We start from the raw sequence: 19,561 nt of genomic DNA on the forward strand, positions 1-19,561 counted from the left end.
AGTCATTATTCGATTATTCTGGAACCTATGTAATGGTACTATTGTTTTTTGTGCTAGCTATCTTAATGTTTGGTTATGAAAAAATTGTAGGTTTTGAAAGAAAACCTAAAAAAGTAATGAAGAGTGCTCCAATCAAGGAAACACCTGTTTCGATTGATCGTAAAAACTTTATTTTTGAAGATGAAGATACAAATGAATCGAGTTTTCAAATTATTAATGCCGATCCTGTAAAACCTGTACAACCAGATGTTGTGGATGAAGAAAAAGAAATGGATGAGCCTTTGATTATTGGTGATTTAGAACCTAGAAAACCTAGCTTTATGGTGGATGTGGATGATGAACCGAGTCCTGTAGAGACCAAAAAAGAAGTTCCTGTTGTCAATGAGGGTGTTGTAGAAAAGGTTGAACCTAAACATTATGTTGCGGATGAAAATTCGAATTTTAAAAACTATAAGCTTCCAAAACTAAATGTTTTAGAGGATATGGAAAGAAAATCAAGATCCAATGCGAATGTGACTACAGCGAAGGAAAAAGGTGAAAAACTGATTGAGATCTTACATGAATTTGGTGTGGAGGCTAAGCTTGTACAGATTCATATTGGTCCAAGTGTCACAAAGTTTGAAATCAAACCAGAACTTGGTGTTCGTGTGAATAAAATCAGTAACTTACAAAATGATATCAAGATGGGGCTAGCGGCTAAGGATATTCGTATTGAAGCACCGATCCCGGGTAAGGCAAGTGTTGGAATTGAAATTCCAAACGTTGAAAAGACAAGTGTTCAGATGAAGGATTTGATGCGTACAATACCGGATTCTATGAAAGATAAAAAGTTGCTTTTCTGTTTAGGAAAAGACTTAATGGGAAATAATGTCTATGGCGAATTAAATCGTATGCCACACTTATTGATTGCAGGAGCTACGGGTAGTGGTAAATCGGTTTGTGTCAATGCGATTATTTCTTCGATTTTAATGCGAACAAAGCCAGATGAAGTAAAATTAGTTTTGATTGATCCTAAAAAAGTAGAGTTTACTCCATATAATGATGTACCACATTTATTATCTCCAGTGATTACGGATGGTGATCTTGCCAATAAGGCATTAAAGGTCATTGTAGAAATGATGGACCGTCGTTATGACTTGTTTGGTGAATTAGGCGTTCGTAATATTACGGCATATAATGAGTATGTCAAAAATCATGAGGATGATCATTTAAAAGTATTGCCTCGTATTGTGATTATCATTGATGAGTTGGCCGATTTGATGTTGGTGGCAGCTAAAGAAGTTGAAGCAAGTATTCAAAGAATTACACAACTTGCTCGTGCCGCCGGTATTCATTTGATTGTTGCCACACAAAGACCGAGTGTGGATGTCATTACAGGTGTTATTAAGGCAAATATTCCAAGTCGTATTGCGTTTGCGGTATCACAATCTGTCGATTCAAGAACGATTTTGGACCAAGCTGGAGCAGAGCGTTTGCTAGGAAATGGAGATATGTTGTATTTACCAAATGGTGAGACGAGTCCTCGTCGTATCCAGGGTGTCTTTATTAAGGATGAAGAAGTCAATAACATTTGTGCATTTGTGAAATCGCAGGCAAGACCAAAATATGATGATGCCTTTATTCAATTAAAAGATTTACAAAATCAAGGAAATGAAGCGGGAAATGTTACGGCCGATCCTTTGTATGAGGAAGTGAAGCGTTTTGTGATCGCATCTAGAAAGGCAAGTACGTCTTTGATTCAAAGAAAGTTCTCTGTGGGTTATTCTAGAGCGGCAAGATTGATGGATGTTTTAGAGGCAAATGGTATCATTGGTCCTGCAAGAGGAAGTAAGCCTAGAGAAATTTTAGTGCAAAACACTTTAGAAGATGGCATAGATTCTATATAATAGAAGAAGAAAGGAATTTAGTACTATGAATATATTTTTAAAATCAGCAGGAAAACAAGAGGGAACATCTTGTGTTTCAAATATGGTTCAATTGGGAGACTTCTTTTATTTAAGTGGTCAGACTGGACTTGGCGAAAGCATTCAGGAACAGACAATTACAGCTATCAATAAGGTTATTGATGTTTTATCAAACTATGGTTTACAGCTTCACCATGTTGTGAAGTTCACTGTGTATTTAAAGAATATCGAGGATAAAGAAGCATTCTTGAATACATTCAAAAACTTTGTCGATGAACCATTCCCAGCATGTACAATTGTAGAAGTATCGAATTTAGCCGATAATGCCACAGTATGTATTGAGGGCCTTGGCGTGAATACACTTCGTCATGAAGAACAAATGCAACAATCAAGTTGCTCACATGATTGTTCATCATGTGGTGGAGGTTGCCACTAATACACCGGTTAATCCGGTGTATTTTTATTTAGGTAGCGAAAAATTTGTTTTAGCGTTTGTTGGATTCGTTTAGGATGCTCACAATTGAGTTTGGAGCCATCATGAAATGTGATTGTGCAAGTGGACTCAAAGTAAGTGACGTCTTTAATATTGGCATAATTGATCCAGATACAGTCATGTGCTTTTTTCGATTTGTTGGGAAAGTAGATCTCCTTTCTTGAAATGGATACAACAACAGGAATGTATTTTTTTACTTTCATTTGATAGACAAAGGCTTCTTGTCTTCCTTTAAGGGTGGATCCATTTAATAAGCATTTTTCGTTTAGATAATTTTGCGTGCTTAAACTCTTGTAGTATAGCTTTTCATCTTCTTTAACTGTGCAAACAGTACTGGATTTGTATTCGTAGTATAAATAGTTCATACAACTATGATACGATTTCAATGTGAAAAAGACATAAAAAAAAGAAAGTTTCTTAAAAAAACTTTCTATAACCATGAAATTGTATTTTCTGTACCCTTTTTGATTTTTTCAATGTTTGTACGATGTCTGTAAATCACAAGAACTGTCATTAGCCAGCTTGCGACAATAACTGAAATACTTTCCACGTTGAATCCTAGCATCAATGCCGTGATGTATAAGCTGCTTGCGATGGCTGCACACATACTGGCCAAAGATACATATTTAAATAGATATAGGACAACTAGAAACATGCCAAATGGTACAAGTAAGTAGCTTGCGTCTTGAAATAAGAAAATGCTTGTAGAGAATAAGAAGCCAAACATAGTACTAACAGCTTTTCCTCCATGGAATTTTGCGAAGACTGGATAACAATGTCCGATGCAGCAGGCAAGTCCTGTCCAGATACCAGCCACTTTCGATACTTGTGTTGCGATCGCAATCGCAAGAACAACTTTTAATACATCAAACACAATGACAGAAATTCCCGCTTTCTTTCCAAGAACTCTTCCTGCGTTCGTTCCACCTAGATTTCCTGAGCCGTATTGGCGAATGTCTGTATGATAGAAAACTTTACCTATGATCAAAGCGAAGGGTAAAGATCCTAATAAGTAACCTAATAAAATACATAAAATAGTTTTCATCTCTTCCACCTCGGAATTTATTTTAGCAGTTTTGATCTACTTAGTCGAGAATTGTATGGAAAAATTAATAATTTGACATAAATAATGCGGATTTAAAATGTAGATTTAAAAGTGTATATTGGAACTCAAAAAGTGGACATTAAAACCCTTTATAATGAATTTGGGTACAATCAAGTGTTTTGAAGAATGTATACGATTAAATGAGTTCAGATTTAAATTAAGTTGGGATTATTGAACTTGTTAAATGTGAACTAAAATTTAACACCATTTTAATTGGACATGAATAGTGTATATTCAAAGTGTTTTAACAGGAATTTATGTGCACTTTTTTTGATTTGTTGATATAATAAAGATTACGTTGGAAAGTAGGGATAGTATGCCAAAACAACAATATGATGAAAGTAGTATCGTTATTTTAGAAGGTTTGGATGCCGTAAGAAAGCGTCCAGGAATGTATATTGGATCTACCGATTCAAAGGGTCTGCATCATCTAGTATGGGAAATTGTCGATAATGCGATTGATGAAGCTTTAAATGGCTATGGTGATGAAATCACAATTACACTAGAAAAAGATGGCAGTGTTACAGTAGAAGACCACGGGCGTGGAATGCCTGTTGGAAAACATAAATCAGGGGTGAGTACACTTCAAGTTATTTTTACCATTCTGCATGCTGGTGGTAAATTTACAAGTCATGGAGGCTATACAAGTGCTGGAGGATTGCATGGTGTAGGTGCAAGTGTTGTGAACGCTCTTTGTACATGGTGCAAAGTTATGGTACATGATGGAAAAGATGTATGGAGTATGACTTTTGAAGATGGGGGAAGTAAGATTGGAAAACTTGAAAAAGTAGGAAAAACCAATCATACCGGAAGTATTGTTTCCTTTAAACCGGATCCGTCTATTTTTAAATCGGTTCACTTTTCATATTCAACCATTTGTGAAAGAGCCCAAGAAGATGCTTTCTTATTAAAAGGGTTAAAAATGATTGTACGCGATAAGCGAAAAGAAGAAAGAGAAGTCGTTTACCAATATGAAGATGGATTAAAAGCCTTTATTGAAGAAGTGAATCAGGATCATACGCCAATGCATGATCCAATTAGTTTTAGAGGTGAAAGTAACCAGATCATTGTAGAAGGATGTTTCCAATATACAGATGAATATCAAGAGAACATTTTCTCATTCACAAACATGGTTCGTACGCGTGATGGCGGATCTCATGAAACAGGGGCGAAACAAGCTTTTACGAAAGTCTTTAATGAATATGCTCGTAAGAATGGTTTCTTAAAAGAAAAAGATAAAGGATTTGATGGGAATGATGTCAGAGAAGGTTTGACATTAGTTATCAATCTGACAATTCCAGAAGATTATCTACAATTTGAAGGGCAGACCAAAGAAAAGTTAGGTACACCAGAAGCTAAGCCAGCAACAGAAACGGTGGTATCGGAAAACCTTCGTTACTTCTTGGAAGAAAATAAAGAGGTTGCCAATGCTCTAGTACGTAAGATCATCAAGGCAGCTCAAGCTCGTAATGCCGCAAGAAAAGCGCGTGCCGATATTCGTAATGGAAAAGGAAAAAACCGTTCGGAAAGAGTGTTATCTGGAAAGTTGGCATCGGCTCAAAGTAAGGATGCCAGAAGAAAAGAATTATATCTAGTCGAAGGGGATTCTGCGGGTGGTTCTGCAAAACAGGGGCGTGATTCAAAATACCAAGCGATTCTTCCTTTGCGTGGTAAAGTATTGAATACAGAAAAGGCAAGTCTTGAAGCTATCGAAAAGAATGAAGAGTTAAATACCATTATTCATGCCTTAGGTGCTGGTGTAGGTGCAAATTTTACGGCTGAAGATTCAAACTACTATAAAGTCATTATCATGACCGATGCCGATGATGATGGAGCTCACATTCAAAACTTATTATTGACATTCTTCTATCGTTATATGCGTGATTTAATTACGCATGAAATGTTGTATATTGCCTTGCCACCACTATATCGGATTGCCAAGGCGGGTAAAGAATACTATTTATATACAAATGAAGAATTAGATGAGAAAAAAGCCGAATTAAAAAATGGTTACACCATTACACGATATAAAGGTCTTGGTGAAATGAATGCCACTCAGCTTTGGGATACCACAATGAATCCTGAATCAAGAACTTTACTTTGTGTGACTATTGAAAATGCGATGATGGCTGAAAAAAGAGTGACTGAATTAATGGGAGATAAGGCGGAGCTTCGCCGTAACTGGATCGAAGACAATGTTGTATTTACTCTAGAAGATGATTATAAGGAGGTAAATGCGTGAAAGAAAAAGAAGTAAAACATAATGTTTTAAAGAATTCTTTAGAAGATATCATGGCCGATCGTTTCGCCAGATATTCTAAATATATTATTCAAGAGCGTGCTTTACCAGATGCAAGAGATGGCTTAAAGCCAGTACAAAGACGTATTTTATATGCGATGTATGAAGATGGGAATACTTACAACAAGCCATATCATAAATCCGCAAAAACAGTCGGTAACGTCATTGGTAATTATCACCCTCATGGGGATAGCTCTGTATATGATGCGATGGTTCGTATGTCACAAAATTGGAAGATTACTAATCCTTTAATTGACATGCAAGGAAACAATGGATCTATCGATGACGATCCGGCGGCTGCGATGCGTTATACAGAAGCGCGTTTAGCCAAAATCAGTGATTTCTTGTTGCAGGACATTGATAAAGATACAGTGGAATGGGCACCCAACTTTTCCGATGAAAAGATGGAACCCACTGTACTTCCAGCACGCTTTCCTAACTTATTAGTCAATGGTATTACAGGCATTGCGGCTGGATATGCCACAAATATTCCACCTCACAATTTAAATGAGGTGATTCAAGCAAGTATTTATCGTATTTCACACCCCGATTGTTCATTAGAAGAATTGATGCAGTTTGTGAAAGGCCCTGACTTTCCTACAGGCGGCATCGTGATGGGACTTGACGGAATCAAACAAGCCTTTCAAACAGGACGTGGACGTATTTTAATTCGTTCGAAAGTGGAAATTGTACCAACACGTACAATTAAACAAATTGTGATTCATGAGATTCCTTATGAAGTAATCAAGTCGAACTTGGTAAAGAAAATTGATGAGATTCGTTTAAACAAAAAAATCGATGGCATTTTAGATGTGCGTGATGAAAGTGATCGTACGGGATTAAGAATTGTCGTGGATCTTAAAAAAGATAGTAATGATGAACAGATCTTAAACTATTTATATAAAAATACAGATCTTCAAATATCATACAATTACAACGTCATTGCGATTGTGAATAAGGCACCTGTACAAATGTCATTAGCCATGATGTTAGATGCCTTTATCAACCACAGAGAAGATGTAGTGATTCGTAGAAGTAAATATGATTTAGCCTCTAAAAAAGATCGTGCACACATATTAGAAGGCTTGATCAAAGCTGTAAGTGTAATGGATGAGATCATTCGTATCATTCGTAAATCAAAAGATAAGGCCCATGCCAAAAAGAATTTGATTGAACGTTTTGACTTTACAGAAAAACAAGCAGAAGCCATTGTCGTAATGCGCTTATATCGTTTAACAAATACAGATGTTAAAGAATTAAAGGCAGAATTTAAACAACTACAATGCGACATTGCCGAATTAGAGAAGATTATTTCCAACAAAAATGAACTTCATAAAGTCATGGTGGAAGAATTAGAAAAGGTGAATGAAGAATTTAATACACCTCGTCTTTCGGATATTGTACATGAAGTGAAAGAAATCGTAATTGATGAAAAGGCTATGATTTCCAAAGAAGAATGTATGATCACAATTACGCGTGATGGCTATATCAAGCGTGTATCTATGAGAAGCTATAATGCTTCTAGTGAATCCATGACACAACGAAAAGATACAGATTCATTAGTATGTTACGGAGCGAGTCATACATTACAGACATTAGTTTTCTTCACAAACCGTGGTACATATGGATATATTCCGGTTTACCAGATTGAAGAGGCAAAATGGAAAGATTTGGGTGGTCATATCTCAAATTATATTAAGATGGATTCAAGTGAAAAAATTATCGCAGCCTATGTATTGGATTCCTTTAAAACAGGAGTTCATGTCATAAGTGCAAGTCGTCATGGTATGATCAAGCGTACCGAATTAAAAGAATTTGAAGTTTCACGTTCCAATAAAACAATGGCTTGTATGAAGATTGGGGCTATGGACGAAATGATTAGTGTATCTTTATCTTATAAACCAGATGATCAAGTCATTCTAGTAAGTGAACAAGGCTATGGCTTGATGTATCCGGTTGAACAAATTCCGTTGGTTTCAAATAAATCCAAAGGTGTGAAGGCGATGAATCTATCAAAGGATGATTGCGTAGCTTCTATTTGTGTCAGTCAAAATCGTGAGGAACAAGTCTTAATTTCTACGACAACCCTTTCTTTAAAGCGTATGAAACAAACGGAGATTGCGCCATTAAATCGTCCGGCGAAAGGAAATCGTATTTGTAAGTTAGTGAAGTCCAATCCGAATGTGATATTAAATGTACATGTGGTCGATTTAAATACTCCATTTGAAATTTATGCAGAAGATATTATGCGTTTTGAGGCAAAAGAAATCAGTTTGATGAATGCCCAAGCTACATTCTCTTCACCACTAGGCAAGGTAGACAAGTTTGAGTGGGTCTCACCACTTGAAAATGTTACGGATGGTTCTTGGGTCAAACAAGATGATTTTGAACAACCATCTTTATTTGATGAGGAAAAAGCATGAGTAAACAACAAGCTAATTTAGTATGCCTTTTAGTTGCAGCCATTTGGGGTGGCGGTTTTATTGCGACCGATGCAGCTTTGCAGACATTTGATCCTTTTACTGTTTTAATGATTCGATTTATTGGCGCTAGCATCGTTAGTATTATTGTATGTTTAGTCAGTCGTGTAAAGATTTCTAGGGAAGCCTTATTTCGTGGAAGTATTTCAGGTGTTTTAATGTACTTAGCTTTTGCGTTTCAAACCTTCGGCTTATTCTTTACGAATACAGGTCAAAATGCCTTTTTAACAGCTGTCAACGTCGTTCTTGTACCCTATATTGTATGGCTGTTATGGAAAAAGAAACCGAGCAATCATCAACTTGCGGCAAGTGTTGTTTGTCTTGTAGGAATTGCCTGTCTAAGCTTATCTAAAGGGTATTTCTCATTTAGTTTTGGCGATAGTTTATCTTTATCATGTGCCTTTTTCTTTGCGTGTCACATCATATCTTTAGAGTATGCGACAGAAAATTCGAATTCAATTGCGATCAATGCTGTACAAATGAGTGTTGCGGCTATCCTTTCGATTCCACTGGCCTTAAGTTTAGAAACGATACCACAAACAATCACTGCACATGCGTATATGAGTTGTGCTTATATGATCATAGTGGCAACGTTCTTGGCATTTCAACTTCAGACTTTGGCACAAAAATATACAGATGCATCGAGTGCGAGTGTTCTTTTATGTACAGAATCCTTATTTGCGAATGTATTTGGATTCTTATTGTTGCATGAAGAGAAAAGTCCAATTATGATTTTAGGGGGACTTTTGATCTTTGTTTCCATTATTTTAACGGAATATAGTGGTCAATTCATATTGTCAAAACCTCAAAAAGATAGTAGAATAGATGAGTAGATAGTGAGGTTGACTAAAACATGGTTGCATCAATTTTATATACGATAGTGGGAGCCATCATTGGTGGCTTGGTTACTTTCTACTTCACTCGTAAGAAGTTTGAAAAAGAAATTAAAGAAAATCCACCAATTAATGAAAAGATGATTCGTGCAATGTTCTTACAAATGGGACGTAAACCTAGTGAAGCACAGATTCGTCAAATCATGAAATCGGTAAACGCAAACCGTAAATAATGATAAAGTGTCTTATGACACTTTTTTTCTTTTCTTAGGTTGTTTGCGTAATGAAAGTTTTGGTTATATATTAGTAATAAATAAGTTATTGTTTTAGAAGAGGTTTTTATGAAAGATTTTGATTCCAATCGCATCTATCAAACACTAGGCGATGAATTTAAAAACATCTATATTGTGGATTGTGAAGATCAACAAATTCATACTTTTAAGGAAACATTGAAGTTGCCTGGTTTTTCGTCATGTACGAGTTATAACGATGCGATGAATCAATATATTGATGATCGTGTTTACGAAAAGAATCGTGACATGTTACGAATGGCTCTTTCGTTTAACTCTTTATTTTCTAGGTTAGAAAAAACGGAACGTTTTAATATTCATTACCAATCTAAAAATGATTCGGAAGTTCATTTTATGTACTCACACTTTGGGCGTGTAATGGAAGATGGTCGATTAAGTCAAATTATCATTGGTTTTGCGAATGAAGATTTGGATATTCGTAGAAACAATATTGATATGTTTAATAATGCATTGCCTAGTAATGTGGTTAAAAGAAAAGTACTGATTGTCGAAGATAATGAAATCAACCGGGAAATTTTAAAGGAAACTTTAGAAGATGATTATGATGTAATTGAAGCTGTAAATGGAGAAGAAGGATTAAATATCTTATCTCAATACTATAAAGATATATCACTTATCTTATTGGATGTGGTGATGCCTGTTTGTGATGGTTTTGAATTCTTATCACGCCAAAAATCCGATTCCTTGTTGGCAAGTGTTCCTGTTATTGTGACAACTGGAAATAACTCGCAAGAAGATGAATTAAAATGTTTAGGTCTAGGTGCTGTGGATTTTATCACGAAGCCATATAATGCGCGAATTGTGAAGAGTCGAATCGATAGTGTAATCAAACTTAGAGAATCAAGTATGACTTTGGCCGCTATTGAAAAGGATGAATTGACAGGTCTATATACAAGACAAGCCTTTTATCATCACGCAAGAACATTTACACATTTTATGACGGAAGAAAAGTTTAATGTGGTTATCCTAGATGTTGCGGATTTTAAATTGATCAATGGTACATATGGCACAAAGAAAGGAAATGAAGTATTGGTTTACCTTTCAAATGCCTTTAGATATTATGTGAAGAATGGCTTGTTGACGCGTTATGAAGGAGATCAGTTGTTAGGGTTGTTCCACAGTAAAGTTAAGATGGATGTTGAAAGAATCAACAGGAACATAAATAAAATTGCCGAAGAAGCACCAATACCCAATATTCGTATTAAGGTGGGTATTTATGAAGATATAGATACAAGCCTTTCTATTCCTATTATTTGTGACCGTGCATTGATGGCAGAAAAGAGTATTTCCAAAGATTTTAAGACCAATGTGGCCTTTTATACAGATGAAATGAATCAAAATCAGTTAGCGCAAAGACAGATGGAAAATGACTTTAAATCTGCGATTGCGAATAGAGAATTCAAAGTGTATTATCAGCCAAAGTATGATGTGAATACAGAAAACATTGTGGGTGCTGAAGCTTTGGTTCGTTGGCAAAAACCCGATGGTACATTGATTTCACCTGGAGCCTTTATTCCATTGTTTGAAAGTGATGGATTAGTTGTTCATTTGGATGAATATGTATTTGAGAATGTTTGTCAGTTCCAAAAAGAAAGAATGGAAAACAAACTTCCTATGGTTCCTATTTCGGTTAACCTTTCTCGTGCCAGTATTCATTTTAATGATGTTGTGGAGCATTATGTGGATATTGTGAATCAGAAACAAATTCCGTTTGAATGTGTTCCAATTGAATTAACGGAATCTGCGACATTGTATTCAGAGAAGATTCTTGAAATTACAGATCAATTGGTAAAAGCAGGATTCAAACTTCATATGGATGATTTTGGCTCAGGCTATTCTTCACTGACGTCATTAAATGAGTTGAACTTTAGCACTGTAAAATTAGACAAGAGCCTGATTGATTATATAGATCAAGTACGTGGAAAGAAAATTGTGCAACAAGCCATTGATTTAGGTCATGGACTGGATATGAAGGTTGTTGCCGAAGGTGTTGAAAGTAAAGAACAAAAGGATTGTTTAAAAGAAATGCATTGTGATATGATTCAAGGCTTCTATTATTCAAAGCCTTTAAAACAAGAAGATTTTATTGAGAAACTAAGAGCTTGATCAAGCTCTTTTCTTGTTTAAAAGATTATGCCATTAAAAATCATACGTTAAGATATCACAAAATTAAAAGTAGATGCGATTGCGAATACCACAAACCAATGCTTTGAATTCATGTTGTAACATATGTATATAATTAAAGTACTATATTTATTTTTTAATTATTTATCTAACATCTACCAATTTAATTCATCTCATGACTAAAGTCACGAGTGTTTTTAGATTGCTTTATATGTCGCTTTCTTGACAATCATTTTGGTTGTGATAAAAGCTATACTGTAGCCAAGTGATGAAAAAATTGTGCAGAAATTGTTTTTATTATCGATTGAAGTGGATCGATGCATGGTTTAGAAAAGGATACGATTGGTGGATTTAACTCAATGATTGAGTTTGAGAAAAAATATGGGTGGCAATTCTTGTTTCTTGGCACAAATATGAATGCAATCGATGTTGCCCTCAAAAGTGTTCGAACTTGTGGTGTTGTTGATCGGTTATGGAAATTAAAATAGAAAAGCGTAAGTAAGAACCATTATGTGTGGTTCTTTTCTTTATGGGTTAGATTTGTTACAATTATGATTAGTGAGAAAAAGGCTAGAATTATGACAAATAATATAGTAGCAGATATCAATCATATTTTAGATGTGATCGCAATCATCAATCAGGCAACGAGTGAAGAAGAAATACGCAAATGTATTCCTGATTTATTAGAATATCTAGGCATGTGTTCTTTGGCAAGTCATGTCTGCCTGTTTGAGTTGTCGAATGGCTTTAAAAAGACATATGAACGGACCGATTCTGTACCTATATTAGCGATGATAGCCAATGCATTTGGGGATGATATTGAACGTACAAAAAGGTGGGGATGACTGAGCATTTTTCTAAGCCTTTGGCGATGGAAAAAGTAATTGAAGCGATTGGTAATTATTCGAAAAAAATAACTAAAATATAACCAAGTTAAAGATATAATTGAATAAATGAAAGGTAGGTCCTATATGCAGGCAATCATACGATATGAATTGGTCATCAATGAAGCATTGCGTTCTGCGCTTATGTTGGATACACCGGATGAACAGATCGATGAGTTTATTCGTTTTTTTGGAAAACATATTGGATGTGATCGAATTTATATTTTTGAAGATAATAAAAAAGAACATGTGACCGATAATACATATGAATGGTGCCGTCAAGGCATTGAAAGTGAAATTGATTATCTACAAGGCGTTGATATGGATATCATCGATTGGTGGTACAAAGCTTTTGATAAGAAAGAAAATGTGATCATTCGTGATGTTGAAACGATAAAAAATGAGCATGTGTATACATATAATACGTTAAAGATTCAAAATGTTAAGCGTCTTGTGGTATGTCCAATTCGCTATAAAAATGAAATCAGTGGTTTCTTTGGCGTGGACAATCCACCGATTGATGATCATTTGGGTTTAACTACATTCTTAGATATGATCGCAACGTTAGTCATCTCTTTTTTAAAGATTTGTAATTCACAAAATAAGTCCAAACGTGAGGCAAAATTAAGTGGCTATTCAGCCTTGGGACAAATCTATACTTCTATGCATTATATCAATGTGAAAACCAATCGCTTTCATATTGTGAAAATGGAGCCGCAAATTCTAACGTATTTAGGAAAACATGAAATTTATGATATAGAAGATAATTTTACGGATCATATTTGTAAGATTCATCGAAAATTCTGTCAAGCTGATTATGTAGATCGAGAAGTTGAATTTATGGATCTTGAGACATTAGAAGAAAGACTTCAAGGCAAAAAATCCATAGATAGTGTTTTCTATGGTAAGCTTTCTGGCTGGTGTCGATCCCGTTTTATTCCGGTTGATTATGATGAGGATGGAAGTTTACTCCATGTTCTATATTGTGTGGAGTGTATTGATGATCAAAAGAAGCGAGAAGACAAATTATTATATTTAGCTCAAACAGATACAATGACGGGAATTTCAAATCGTCGTAGTGGAGAGAAGATGATTGAGCGCGTTTTAAACAACAAAGTCAGTGGCATGATGTGTTTAGTGGATTGTGACAAATTTAAATCCATTAATGATACGTATGGGCACATGGCTGGGGATGAGGTCATTGTTGCGATTGCGCATACGCTACAAAAATCGTGTCGTGATAAAGATGTAGTCATGCGTCTTGGTGGAGATGAGTTTGCGTTATTTATTCCAGGTGTTACGGATCGTAAGTGTGCCAATGCTTTCTTTAAACGTTTGTTCGAGAATTTGAAACAAATCCAAATTGAATCTATAAAAGATCATCCGATTATAATAAGTTTAGGCGCTTGCATTTATGATGGAAAAGAAGAATTGACCTTTGATGAATTATACTGCAGAGCCGATATGGCAATGTATCAAAGTAAAAAAGTGGAAGGATACAGCGCAACAATATATAAGAAAAAATAGCCTCTTGATGAACAAAGAGGCTATTGATGTATTCAAAATGTATACATGTGTTAAAAAAGTATAAACAAATTATATTTTTTGTGGTATTATACCCAAAACGGAGGGAAATATATGCAGAAGTACGTAGAAATTAAGCGGGATGGATTGACATTGCGAGGTATGCTTCATGTGCCAGACAATGTAAGTTCTAAAGTGCCTATGGTCATTCTACTTCATGGATTTTGTGATGATCGCAATGAAATAAATTTTGTGCATAATGAGTTATCTCAAAGATTGTGTGATGCTGGTATTGCGAGTGTTCGCTTTGACATGAATGGCAGCGGAGAAAGCGATGGACGCTTTGAAGATATGACTATTTCAAGTGAGATTCTGGATGCGAAAGCCATGTTGAATTATGTGGAATCGTTAGATTTTGTCGATTCTAAAAAGATTGCGTTTCACGGATGTAGTCTAGGAGGATGCGTAGCGAGTATGGTGGCGGGACAATGTAAAGAAAGAGTTCAAGCATTGTCGTTATGGTGTCCTGCACCAGATTTAGTTTACAACTTGAAAAAACATTTGACTTTGTGTGGCCAGGACGTTTCAAACATTGAAAAAGATGGATGTGCGGATGTGGAAGGATTGAAGTTGAGCCTTAAATTTTACCAAGATGCCTGTACACTTGATCCTTATAAAGAGGCTTCATTGTTTGATAAAAATGTTTGTACCATTCATGGAGATCAAGACATTACAGCTTCGTGTGAGTGTAGTTACAAGTATAAAGAAATTTTTAAGGAAAGAGCAAAATGTATTATTGTCAAAGGAGCAGAGCATCGCTTTAAATCATTTGTGTTTAGAGAAGCAAGAATGAAAGGGGCTCTAGACTTTTTGAAGGATGAATTGTTATAGATGAAAGAGAAGGAAATTTGAAATGAATAAAGAAAGAAAACAGCCAACAACCCTATTTGCGGTGGTTTCATTTTTGGCTATTATTGCCGTATTGATCATTATGATCAACTTAGGATGCAATACAACACTATCTGTATTTGCGGGTGTGATCGTTGCGGTTATTACCACAAAACTTTTAAATATTCCATGGAGTGAAGTGGAACAGAATATTATTAAAACAGCGGCTGAATGTATGCCGACATTTTTGATTGTCATTATGGTCGGTATGCTTGTAGGAATCTGGATGGCCGGTGGAACCGTTCCATCATTGATGTATTATGGTATGCAAGTGATTTCACCGAAGATCTTAGTACCTCTAGCCTTTGTCCTTTGTGCCCTAACGAGTGAATTTACAGGAACATCCTTTGGTTCTGTGGCAACTATGGGTCTTGCGATGGTGGGAATTGCCGCAACTACAAGTATTCCCGTACCATTAGTTGTGGGGGCCGTCGTTTCTGGAGCGTGGTTAGGAGATAAGATGTCGCCCTTATCAGATACAACCAATTTAGCGAGTGGTGTAAGTAAAGTACCTTTATATGATCACATTCATTCTATGCAGTATACAACACTTCCTGCAGCTGTAGTCGCTTTGATCTTATTTACAATTGCCGGCTTGTATTATAGTGGTGGAAGTATGGATCTTGCCCAACAAAAATTGATTTTAGACACATTATCTAAACATTTCAATATCAATATTCTATTGATTTTACCTGCCATTCTAGTTATTTTGATTTCTGTATTTAAATTACCTTCCTTATTAGGAATGGGCTTAGCTGTAGTTGTATCTGCTGCTTTTGCGATGGTATTTCAAGGGGTAAACTTTGTTGATTTAATGAACTATGCCTTTAATGGTTTCAGCATTGAAACGGGTGTATCCATTGTTGATCCTATGTTGAATCGTGGTGGTGTACTTTCTATGTCTGAATTATTAGTGACATTTATGGTTGCCAGTGTAATGGGCGCTGTCATAACGTCTACTGGTATTTTGGATGTTTTGGCAAAAAATGTTCTTTTAAAATTTATCAAGAATCGTACAGTATTAGTATTTGTCACTTTAGTATATTGTTATGTCGTGAACTTCTTAACAGCTGGCGGACAAACAGTATCTATCATTGTAACTGAACAAACGTTTGAATCGACTTATGAAGATATGAATATTTCTCGTAAAGTATTATCTAGAACACTCGAAGATTCTGGGACATTATCTGCGCCTATCGTTCCTTGGGGTGTTGCGACAATTTATGTCATGGGCGTACTTGGATGCTCAACAGCTTATATTCCATACGCATGGTTTATCTTTATCGTTCCTATTTTCTCAATGATTTGTGCCATTACTGGGATTGGAATTTGGGATAAAGAAGAAAAGCCAGTTCGAAAATAAATGTTATATTCCTTTACTATCTTTTAGAATTAGTGTATAACTTAGATGTAAATAAAAAAAGGGAGCTTGTAGTACAGGCTGAGAGGAAAGTGTGACTTTCGACCTATAACCTGATTTGGATAATGCCAACGTAGGGAAATACTTTGTCTTTTTAGTGTGAGTATACCTATATTGGTTGCTCACTTTTTTTGGTGGCAAAATGGGAGCACCACTTTTTGTCACGTTAAATAATCATTTGGAAAAGGAGATTTTAAAATGAACACAAATGAAAGTACAGTAAGTACAGGCGCTACATATACCACTCAGATGGATGCTGCGCGTAAGGGAATTATTACGCCAGAAATGAAGATTGTAGCCCAAAAAGAAAAAATGACAGAAGAAGAACTAAGAGAGTTAGTCGCATGTGGTAAGGTCGTAATTCCGGCCAATAAAAACCATAAATCTTTAAATCCTGAAGGTGTGGGAAGTATGTTTCGCACAAAGATTAATGTAAACTTAGGGGTTTCTAGAGATTGTAAAGATTATGATGTCGAAATGGAAAAAGTTATGGCAGCCGTAAATCTTGGTGCAGAATCAATTATGGATTTATCAAGTCATGGAAATACACAACCATTCCGCCAAAAATTAACAGCTGAATGTCCAGCTATGATTGGTACTGTACCTGTATATGATAGTGTGATTCACTACCAAAGAGATTTAAATACATTAACCGCAAAGGATTTCTTAGATGTAGTCGAGTTACATGCCAAAGATGGTGTGGACTTTATGACTTTGCATTGTGGAATCACAAGAAAGACGATTGATCAAATCAAAAAACACAAACGTAAAATGAATATTGTTTCTCGTGGAGGAAGTTTAGTCTTTGCGTGGATGTCTATGACAGGAGAAGAAAATCCATTCTATGAATATTATGATGAAATTTTGAATATCTGTGAAAAATATGATGTGACGATTTCTTTAGGAGATGCTTGTCGTCCTGGATGTTTAGCAGATGCCACAGATGTATGTCAAATCGAAGAATTGGTTCGTTTAGGAGAACTTACAAAACGTGCTTGGGAACATAACGTACAAGTTATTGTGGAAGGACCTGGACATGTTCCATTAGATCAGGTTGCGGCCAATATGCAGGTTCAGCAACAAATCTGTATGGGCGCTCCATTCTATGTGTTAGGCCCATTAGTTACAGATATTGCGCCAGGCTATGATCATATTACAGCGGCTATTGGTGGTGCGGTTGCAGCTATGTCAGGAGCAGCCTTCTTATGTTATGTGACACCGGCAGAACACTTGGCTTTACCAAATGTCGAAGATACAAAACAAGGAATCATTGCTTCTAAGATTGCAGCACATGCGGCTGATATTGCCAAAGGTGTTAAAGGAGCACGAGATATCGATGACAAGATGGCTGACGCAAGAAAGAATCTAGATTGGGATGCACAATTTGAGTGTGCGCTAGATCCAGAAACCGCAAAAGCAATTCGTCAATCTCGTATGCCAGAAGATGATCATAGTGATACTTGTAGTATGTGTGGTAAATTTTGTGCTGTAAGAAGTATGAATAAAGCTCTATCTGGGGAGAATATTGATATTTTATAATTGTATTGTTTTACATCGTTTATATTTTTTAACAATTATTTGCAGAAATTAGTTGATGTTGTGTGTTGTTTATAAAAGTATGATATATTAAGTGTGTAACGTTTAAATGTTATATTCTCTCATAGCATATGTTACTAAATTGGGCTTAGTGAGTATGTTATAATTAAATGTATTGAGAAGGGGTTATTTATGAGTGAGTCAGTTTTAAATTTTCTTGAAGAAAAGAATCTTCCTGAAGTCACAAAAAAGAAACATACATATTTGATGATGGATGGACACGACCAAGAAGATATTTACGTATTAAAAGATGGTGTTGTGAAAGTGAGTATTGTTTTATGTGATGGGCGTGAATTCAATATCACTTATTTAAAAGGTCTGGATATGATTTCTTTGTTGAAAGATGAAATCAATAAAATGACTACGGCATCATTTCATGCTCGTATCGAAAGTGATACGGCAACTTTCTATCGAATCAACAGAAAATTGTTTGAACAATATGTGAAAGAAAATGAAGAATTACAGGTATATATAGATTCGTATTATCGTAAAAAGATGACCGAAGCTATTTATCGCCAGCAACTCATGACAATGAATGGGAAAAATGGAGCTGTGTGTGCATTTATCTATCATTTGATTCCATTATTTGGTAGACAAGTTAAAAAAGGTGTATTTATTGATCTGCAAATCACGAACGATGATATTGCCAATTTCTGTGGGGTATCCACAAGAAACAGTGTCAATCGTATCTTGCGTGGGTTAAGAGAAGAAAACGTTATTACGATGGTATATCATAAAATCTTAATTTTAGATGTAGATTATTTAAAGCGCTATGTACAGTAAAAGGAGCTAATTTAGCTCCTTTTGTTGTTTAATAATGTCATGTACATCAACAATTGTTTTCTTGATTTTACACCAAGCTTACTATAAATATTACGATTGTGATACTTTAATGTATTGTCTGTAATATTTAATGTTTCTAGAATATCCTTACTTGAATATCCCTTCACATAAAGATTTAAGATCTCTTTTTCTTTGCGTGTCAGTGTCGCAAGACATTCAAGGAAACGTTTATATTCTTCTTCATCTACATCGGCTTCACGTTTTTTTGCCAGACGCTCAACTTCCACCTTTGCCTTATCATATTCTCTTTGAATGAGTTCATGTTCATTTTCAATTTGTTCAAGCTTCTTGCAATTTTCCTGCATCTCAAGTTCTAAACTTAACATCTTGTTTTCGACTTCATAGTCTTGGACCGATAGAAAATCTAATAAGTCATCAATTTCCTGAACGGAATAACGCGTTTGGTTCTTTTTGTCTTTTCGTAGTTGTTCAAGTCCTTTTAAGATAGGTGTTAGATATCTTTGACTAAAGTAAGAACAACCCAGTAATACAAATAATAAGAGTATGATGGTAAAGAAGAAGAGTTCTACATTACTTTTCGCGATAGCTCGATTGTAGTCGGAATCCAAAATCATCACGAATGTTGAGTAAGTTTGATTCTTTGAGATCGGTACGCGACTTTTAAAACCAATATAGCTACGATCTTCACCAATGATTTTTAATAGGCCATTACTCATTTGTTTGACTTCAAGACTGCCTTTTGGCAAGTAATAAAATCCGTTTCGACTTCCAGTACTAAAGCCTTCTTTTGTGAGAATTTTTTCATCTTCTGGGACCAATAGACAAGTTAAATGATT

Annotated in this window: 17 protein-coding genes and 1 riboswitch; of the genes, 14 read left to right on the forward strand and 3 right to left on the reverse strand. The window is 35.5% G+C overall.

Features of this window, described 5'->3' with window-relative positions:
- Positions 1-32: 32 nt before the first annotated feature.
- Both ACZQCL_RS00800 and ACZQCL_RS00805 read left to right on the forward strand, forming a co-directional pair.
- Positions 33-1,886 carry a DNA translocase FtsK gene (locus ACZQCL_RS00800; RefSeq protein WP_482481547.1) on the forward strand — a complete coding sequence of 618 codons (1,854 nt, stop codon included), beginning with the start codon at positions 33-35 and terminating at the stop codon, positions 1,884-1,886.
- 25 nt (positions 1,887-1,911) lie between these two features.
- Entirely contained in the window at positions 1,912-2,340 is a 429-nt protein-coding gene (locus ACZQCL_RS00805) for a RidA family protein (RefSeq protein ID WP_118114556.1), read from the forward strand.
- 8 nt (positions 2,341-2,348) lie between these two features.
- Here ACZQCL_RS00805 and ACZQCL_RS00810 read toward each other — a convergent pair whose 3' ends face one another.
- Together ACZQCL_RS00810 and plsY are read right to left on the reverse strand one after the other, a co-directional pair.
- Complete coding sequence (locus ACZQCL_RS00810) at positions 2,349-2,762, reverse strand: competence protein ComK (RefSeq protein ID WP_158570473.1); 414 nt, start codon at positions 2,760-2,762, stop codon at positions 2,349-2,351.
- Between the two features lie 65 nt (positions 2,763-2,827).
- A complete protein-coding gene (gene plsY / locus ACZQCL_RS00815; protein WP_227992222.1) occupies positions 2,828-3,442 on the reverse strand; it encodes a glycerol-3-phosphate 1-O-acyltransferase PlsY in 615 nt (204 codons plus the stop codon).
- A 376-nt stretch (positions 3,443-3,818) separates the two neighbouring features.
- Here plsY and parE point away from each other — a divergent pair, with 376 nt between their 5' ends.
- The 12 genes from parE (at position 3,819) to ACZQCL_RS00875 (ending at position 18,704) form a co-directional block, all read left to right on the forward strand.
- On the forward strand, positions 3,819-5,744 hold the full coding sequence (parE, locus tag ACZQCL_RS00820; RefSeq protein ID WP_118114559.1) for a DNA topoisomerase IV subunit B: 1,926 nt from the start codon (positions 3,819-3,821) through the stop codon (positions 5,742-5,744).
- Complete coding sequence (gene parC, locus ACZQCL_RS00825) at positions 5,741-8,224, forward strand: DNA topoisomerase IV subunit A (protein ID WP_482481534.1); 2,484 nt, start codon at positions 5,741-5,743, stop codon at positions 8,222-8,224. The genes parE and parC overlap by 4 nt, the downstream gene beginning before the upstream one ends.
- The gene (locus ACZQCL_RS00830) at positions 8,221-9,114 is read left to right on the forward strand and encodes a DMT family transporter (protein WP_227992219.1); all 894 of its coding nucleotides are present in this window, start codon (positions 8,221-8,223) and stop codon (positions 9,112-9,114) included. The genes parC and ACZQCL_RS00830 overlap by 4 nt, the downstream gene beginning before the upstream one ends.
- Positions 9,115-9,134: 20 nt before the next feature.
- The gene (locus ACZQCL_RS00835) at positions 9,135-9,347 is read left to right on the forward strand and encodes a YneF family protein (RefSeq protein WP_117926088.1); all 213 of its coding nucleotides are present in this window, start codon (positions 9,135-9,137) and stop codon (positions 9,345-9,347) included.
- Positions 9,348-9,455: 108 nt separating this feature from the next.
- Positions 9,456-11,531: a two-component system response regulator gene (locus ACZQCL_RS00840; RefSeq protein ID WP_482481536.1), complete on the forward strand. Its 2,076-nt coding sequence runs from the start codon at positions 9,456-9,458 to the stop codon at positions 11,529-11,531.
- 335 nt (positions 11,532-11,866) lie between these two features.
- The gene (locus tag ACZQCL_RS00845; RefSeq protein ID WP_227992217.1) at positions 11,867-12,037 is read left to right on the forward strand and encodes a hypothetical protein; all 171 of its coding nucleotides are present in this window, start codon (positions 11,867-11,869) and stop codon (positions 12,035-12,037) included.
- Between the two features lie 63 nt (positions 12,038-12,100).
- The gene (locus ACZQCL_RS00850; protein ID WP_482481538.1) at positions 12,101-12,394 is read left to right on the forward strand and encodes a hypothetical protein; all 294 of its coding nucleotides are present in this window, start codon (positions 12,101-12,103) and stop codon (positions 12,392-12,394) included.
- A gap of 126 nt (positions 12,395-12,520) precedes the next feature.
- Positions 12,521-13,960 (forward strand): sensor domain-containing diguanylate cyclase, encoded by a 1,440-nt coding sequence (locus ACZQCL_RS00855; RefSeq protein WP_482481540.1) that lies wholly within the window; start codon positions 12,521-12,523, stop codon positions 13,958-13,960.
- 111 nt (positions 13,961-14,071) lie between these two features.
- Complete coding sequence (locus ACZQCL_RS00860; RefSeq protein ID WP_227992214.1) at positions 14,072-14,848, forward strand: alpha/beta hydrolase; 777 nt, start codon at positions 14,072-14,074, stop codon at positions 14,846-14,848.
- A gap of 22 nt (positions 14,849-14,870) precedes the next feature.
- Positions 14,871-16,268, forward strand: coding sequence for a Na+/H+ antiporter NhaC (gene nhaC, locus ACZQCL_RS00865; RefSeq protein WP_227992213.1), 1,398 nt, complete (start codon positions 14,871-14,873; stop codon positions 16,266-16,268).
- Positions 16,269-16,316: 48 nt separating this feature from the next.
- Positions 16,317-16,422: riboswitch (TPP riboswitch) on the forward strand.
- Positions 16,423-16,523: 101 nt separating this feature from the next.
- On the forward strand, positions 16,524-17,864 hold the full coding sequence (thiC, locus tag ACZQCL_RS00870; protein WP_482481543.1) for a phosphomethylpyrimidine synthase ThiC: 1,341 nt from the start codon (positions 16,524-16,526) through the stop codon (positions 17,862-17,864).
- Between the two features lie 189 nt (positions 17,865-18,053).
- Complete coding sequence (locus tag ACZQCL_RS00875) at positions 18,054-18,704, forward strand: Crp/Fnr family transcriptional regulator (protein ID WP_118115100.1); 651 nt, start codon at positions 18,054-18,056, stop codon at positions 18,702-18,704.
- A gap of 11 nt (positions 18,705-18,715) precedes the next feature.
- Here ACZQCL_RS00875 and ACZQCL_RS00880 read toward each other — a convergent pair.
- The coding region (locus tag ACZQCL_RS00880; protein WP_482481545.1) for a helix-turn-helix transcriptional regulator at positions 18,716-19,561 on the reverse strand (846 nt) is incomplete at its 5' end.

Source organism: Holdemanella sp., from assembly GCF_056804935.1.

Coding starts and splice junctions, on each gene's coding strand:
- ACZQCL_RS00875 (WP_118115100.1), top strand. CDS start 18,054: ATGAGTGAGTCAGTTTTAAATTTTCTTGAAGAAAAGAATCTTCCTGAA.
- ACZQCL_RS00830 (WP_227992219.1), top strand. CDS start 8,221: ATGAGTAAACAACAAGCTAATTTAGTATGCCTTTTAGTTGCAGCCATT.
- ACZQCL_RS00845 (WP_227992217.1), top strand. CDS start 11,867: ATGCATGGTTTAGAAAAGGATACGATTGGTGGATTTAACTCAATGATT.
- parE (WP_118114559.1), top strand. CDS start 3,819: ATGCCAAAACAACAATATGATGAAAGTAGTATCGTTATTTTAGAAGGT.
- ACZQCL_RS00860 (WP_227992214.1), top strand. CDS start 14,072: ATGCAGAAGTACGTAGAAATTAAGCGGGATGGATTGACATTGCGAGGT.
- ACZQCL_RS00835 (WP_117926088.1), top strand. CDS start 9,135: ATGGTTGCATCAATTTTATATACGATAGTGGGAGCCATCATTGGTGGC.
- nhaC (WP_227992213.1), top strand. CDS start 14,871: ATGAATAAAGAAAGAAAACAGCCAACAACCCTATTTGCGGTGGTTTCA.
- ACZQCL_RS00850 (WP_482481538.1), top strand. CDS start 12,101: ATGATTAGTGAGAAAAAGGCTAGAATTATGACAAATAATATAGTAGCA.
- thiC (WP_482481543.1), top strand. CDS start 16,524: ATGAACACAAATGAAAGTACAGTAAGTACAGGCGCTACATATACCACT.
- ACZQCL_RS00800 (WP_482481547.1), top strand. CDS start 33: ATGGTACTATTGTTTTTTGTGCTAGCTATCTTAATGTTTGGTTATGAA.
- plsY (WP_227992222.1), bottom strand. CDS start 3,442: ATGAAAACTATTTTATGTATTTTATTAGGTTACTTATTAGGATCTTTA.
- ACZQCL_RS00810 (WP_158570473.1), bottom strand. CDS start 2,762: ATGAACTATTTATACTACGAATACAAATCCAGTACTGTTTGCACAGTT.
- ACZQCL_RS00840 (WP_482481536.1), top strand. CDS start 9,456: ATGAAAGATTTTGATTCCAATCGCATCTATCAAACACTAGGCGATGAA.
- ACZQCL_RS00805 (WP_118114556.1), top strand. CDS start 1,912: ATGAATATATTTTTAAAATCAGCAGGAAAACAAGAGGGAACATCTTGT.
- ACZQCL_RS00855 (WP_482481540.1), top strand. CDS start 12,521: ATGCAGGCAATCATACGATATGAATTGGTCATCAATGAAGCATTGCGT.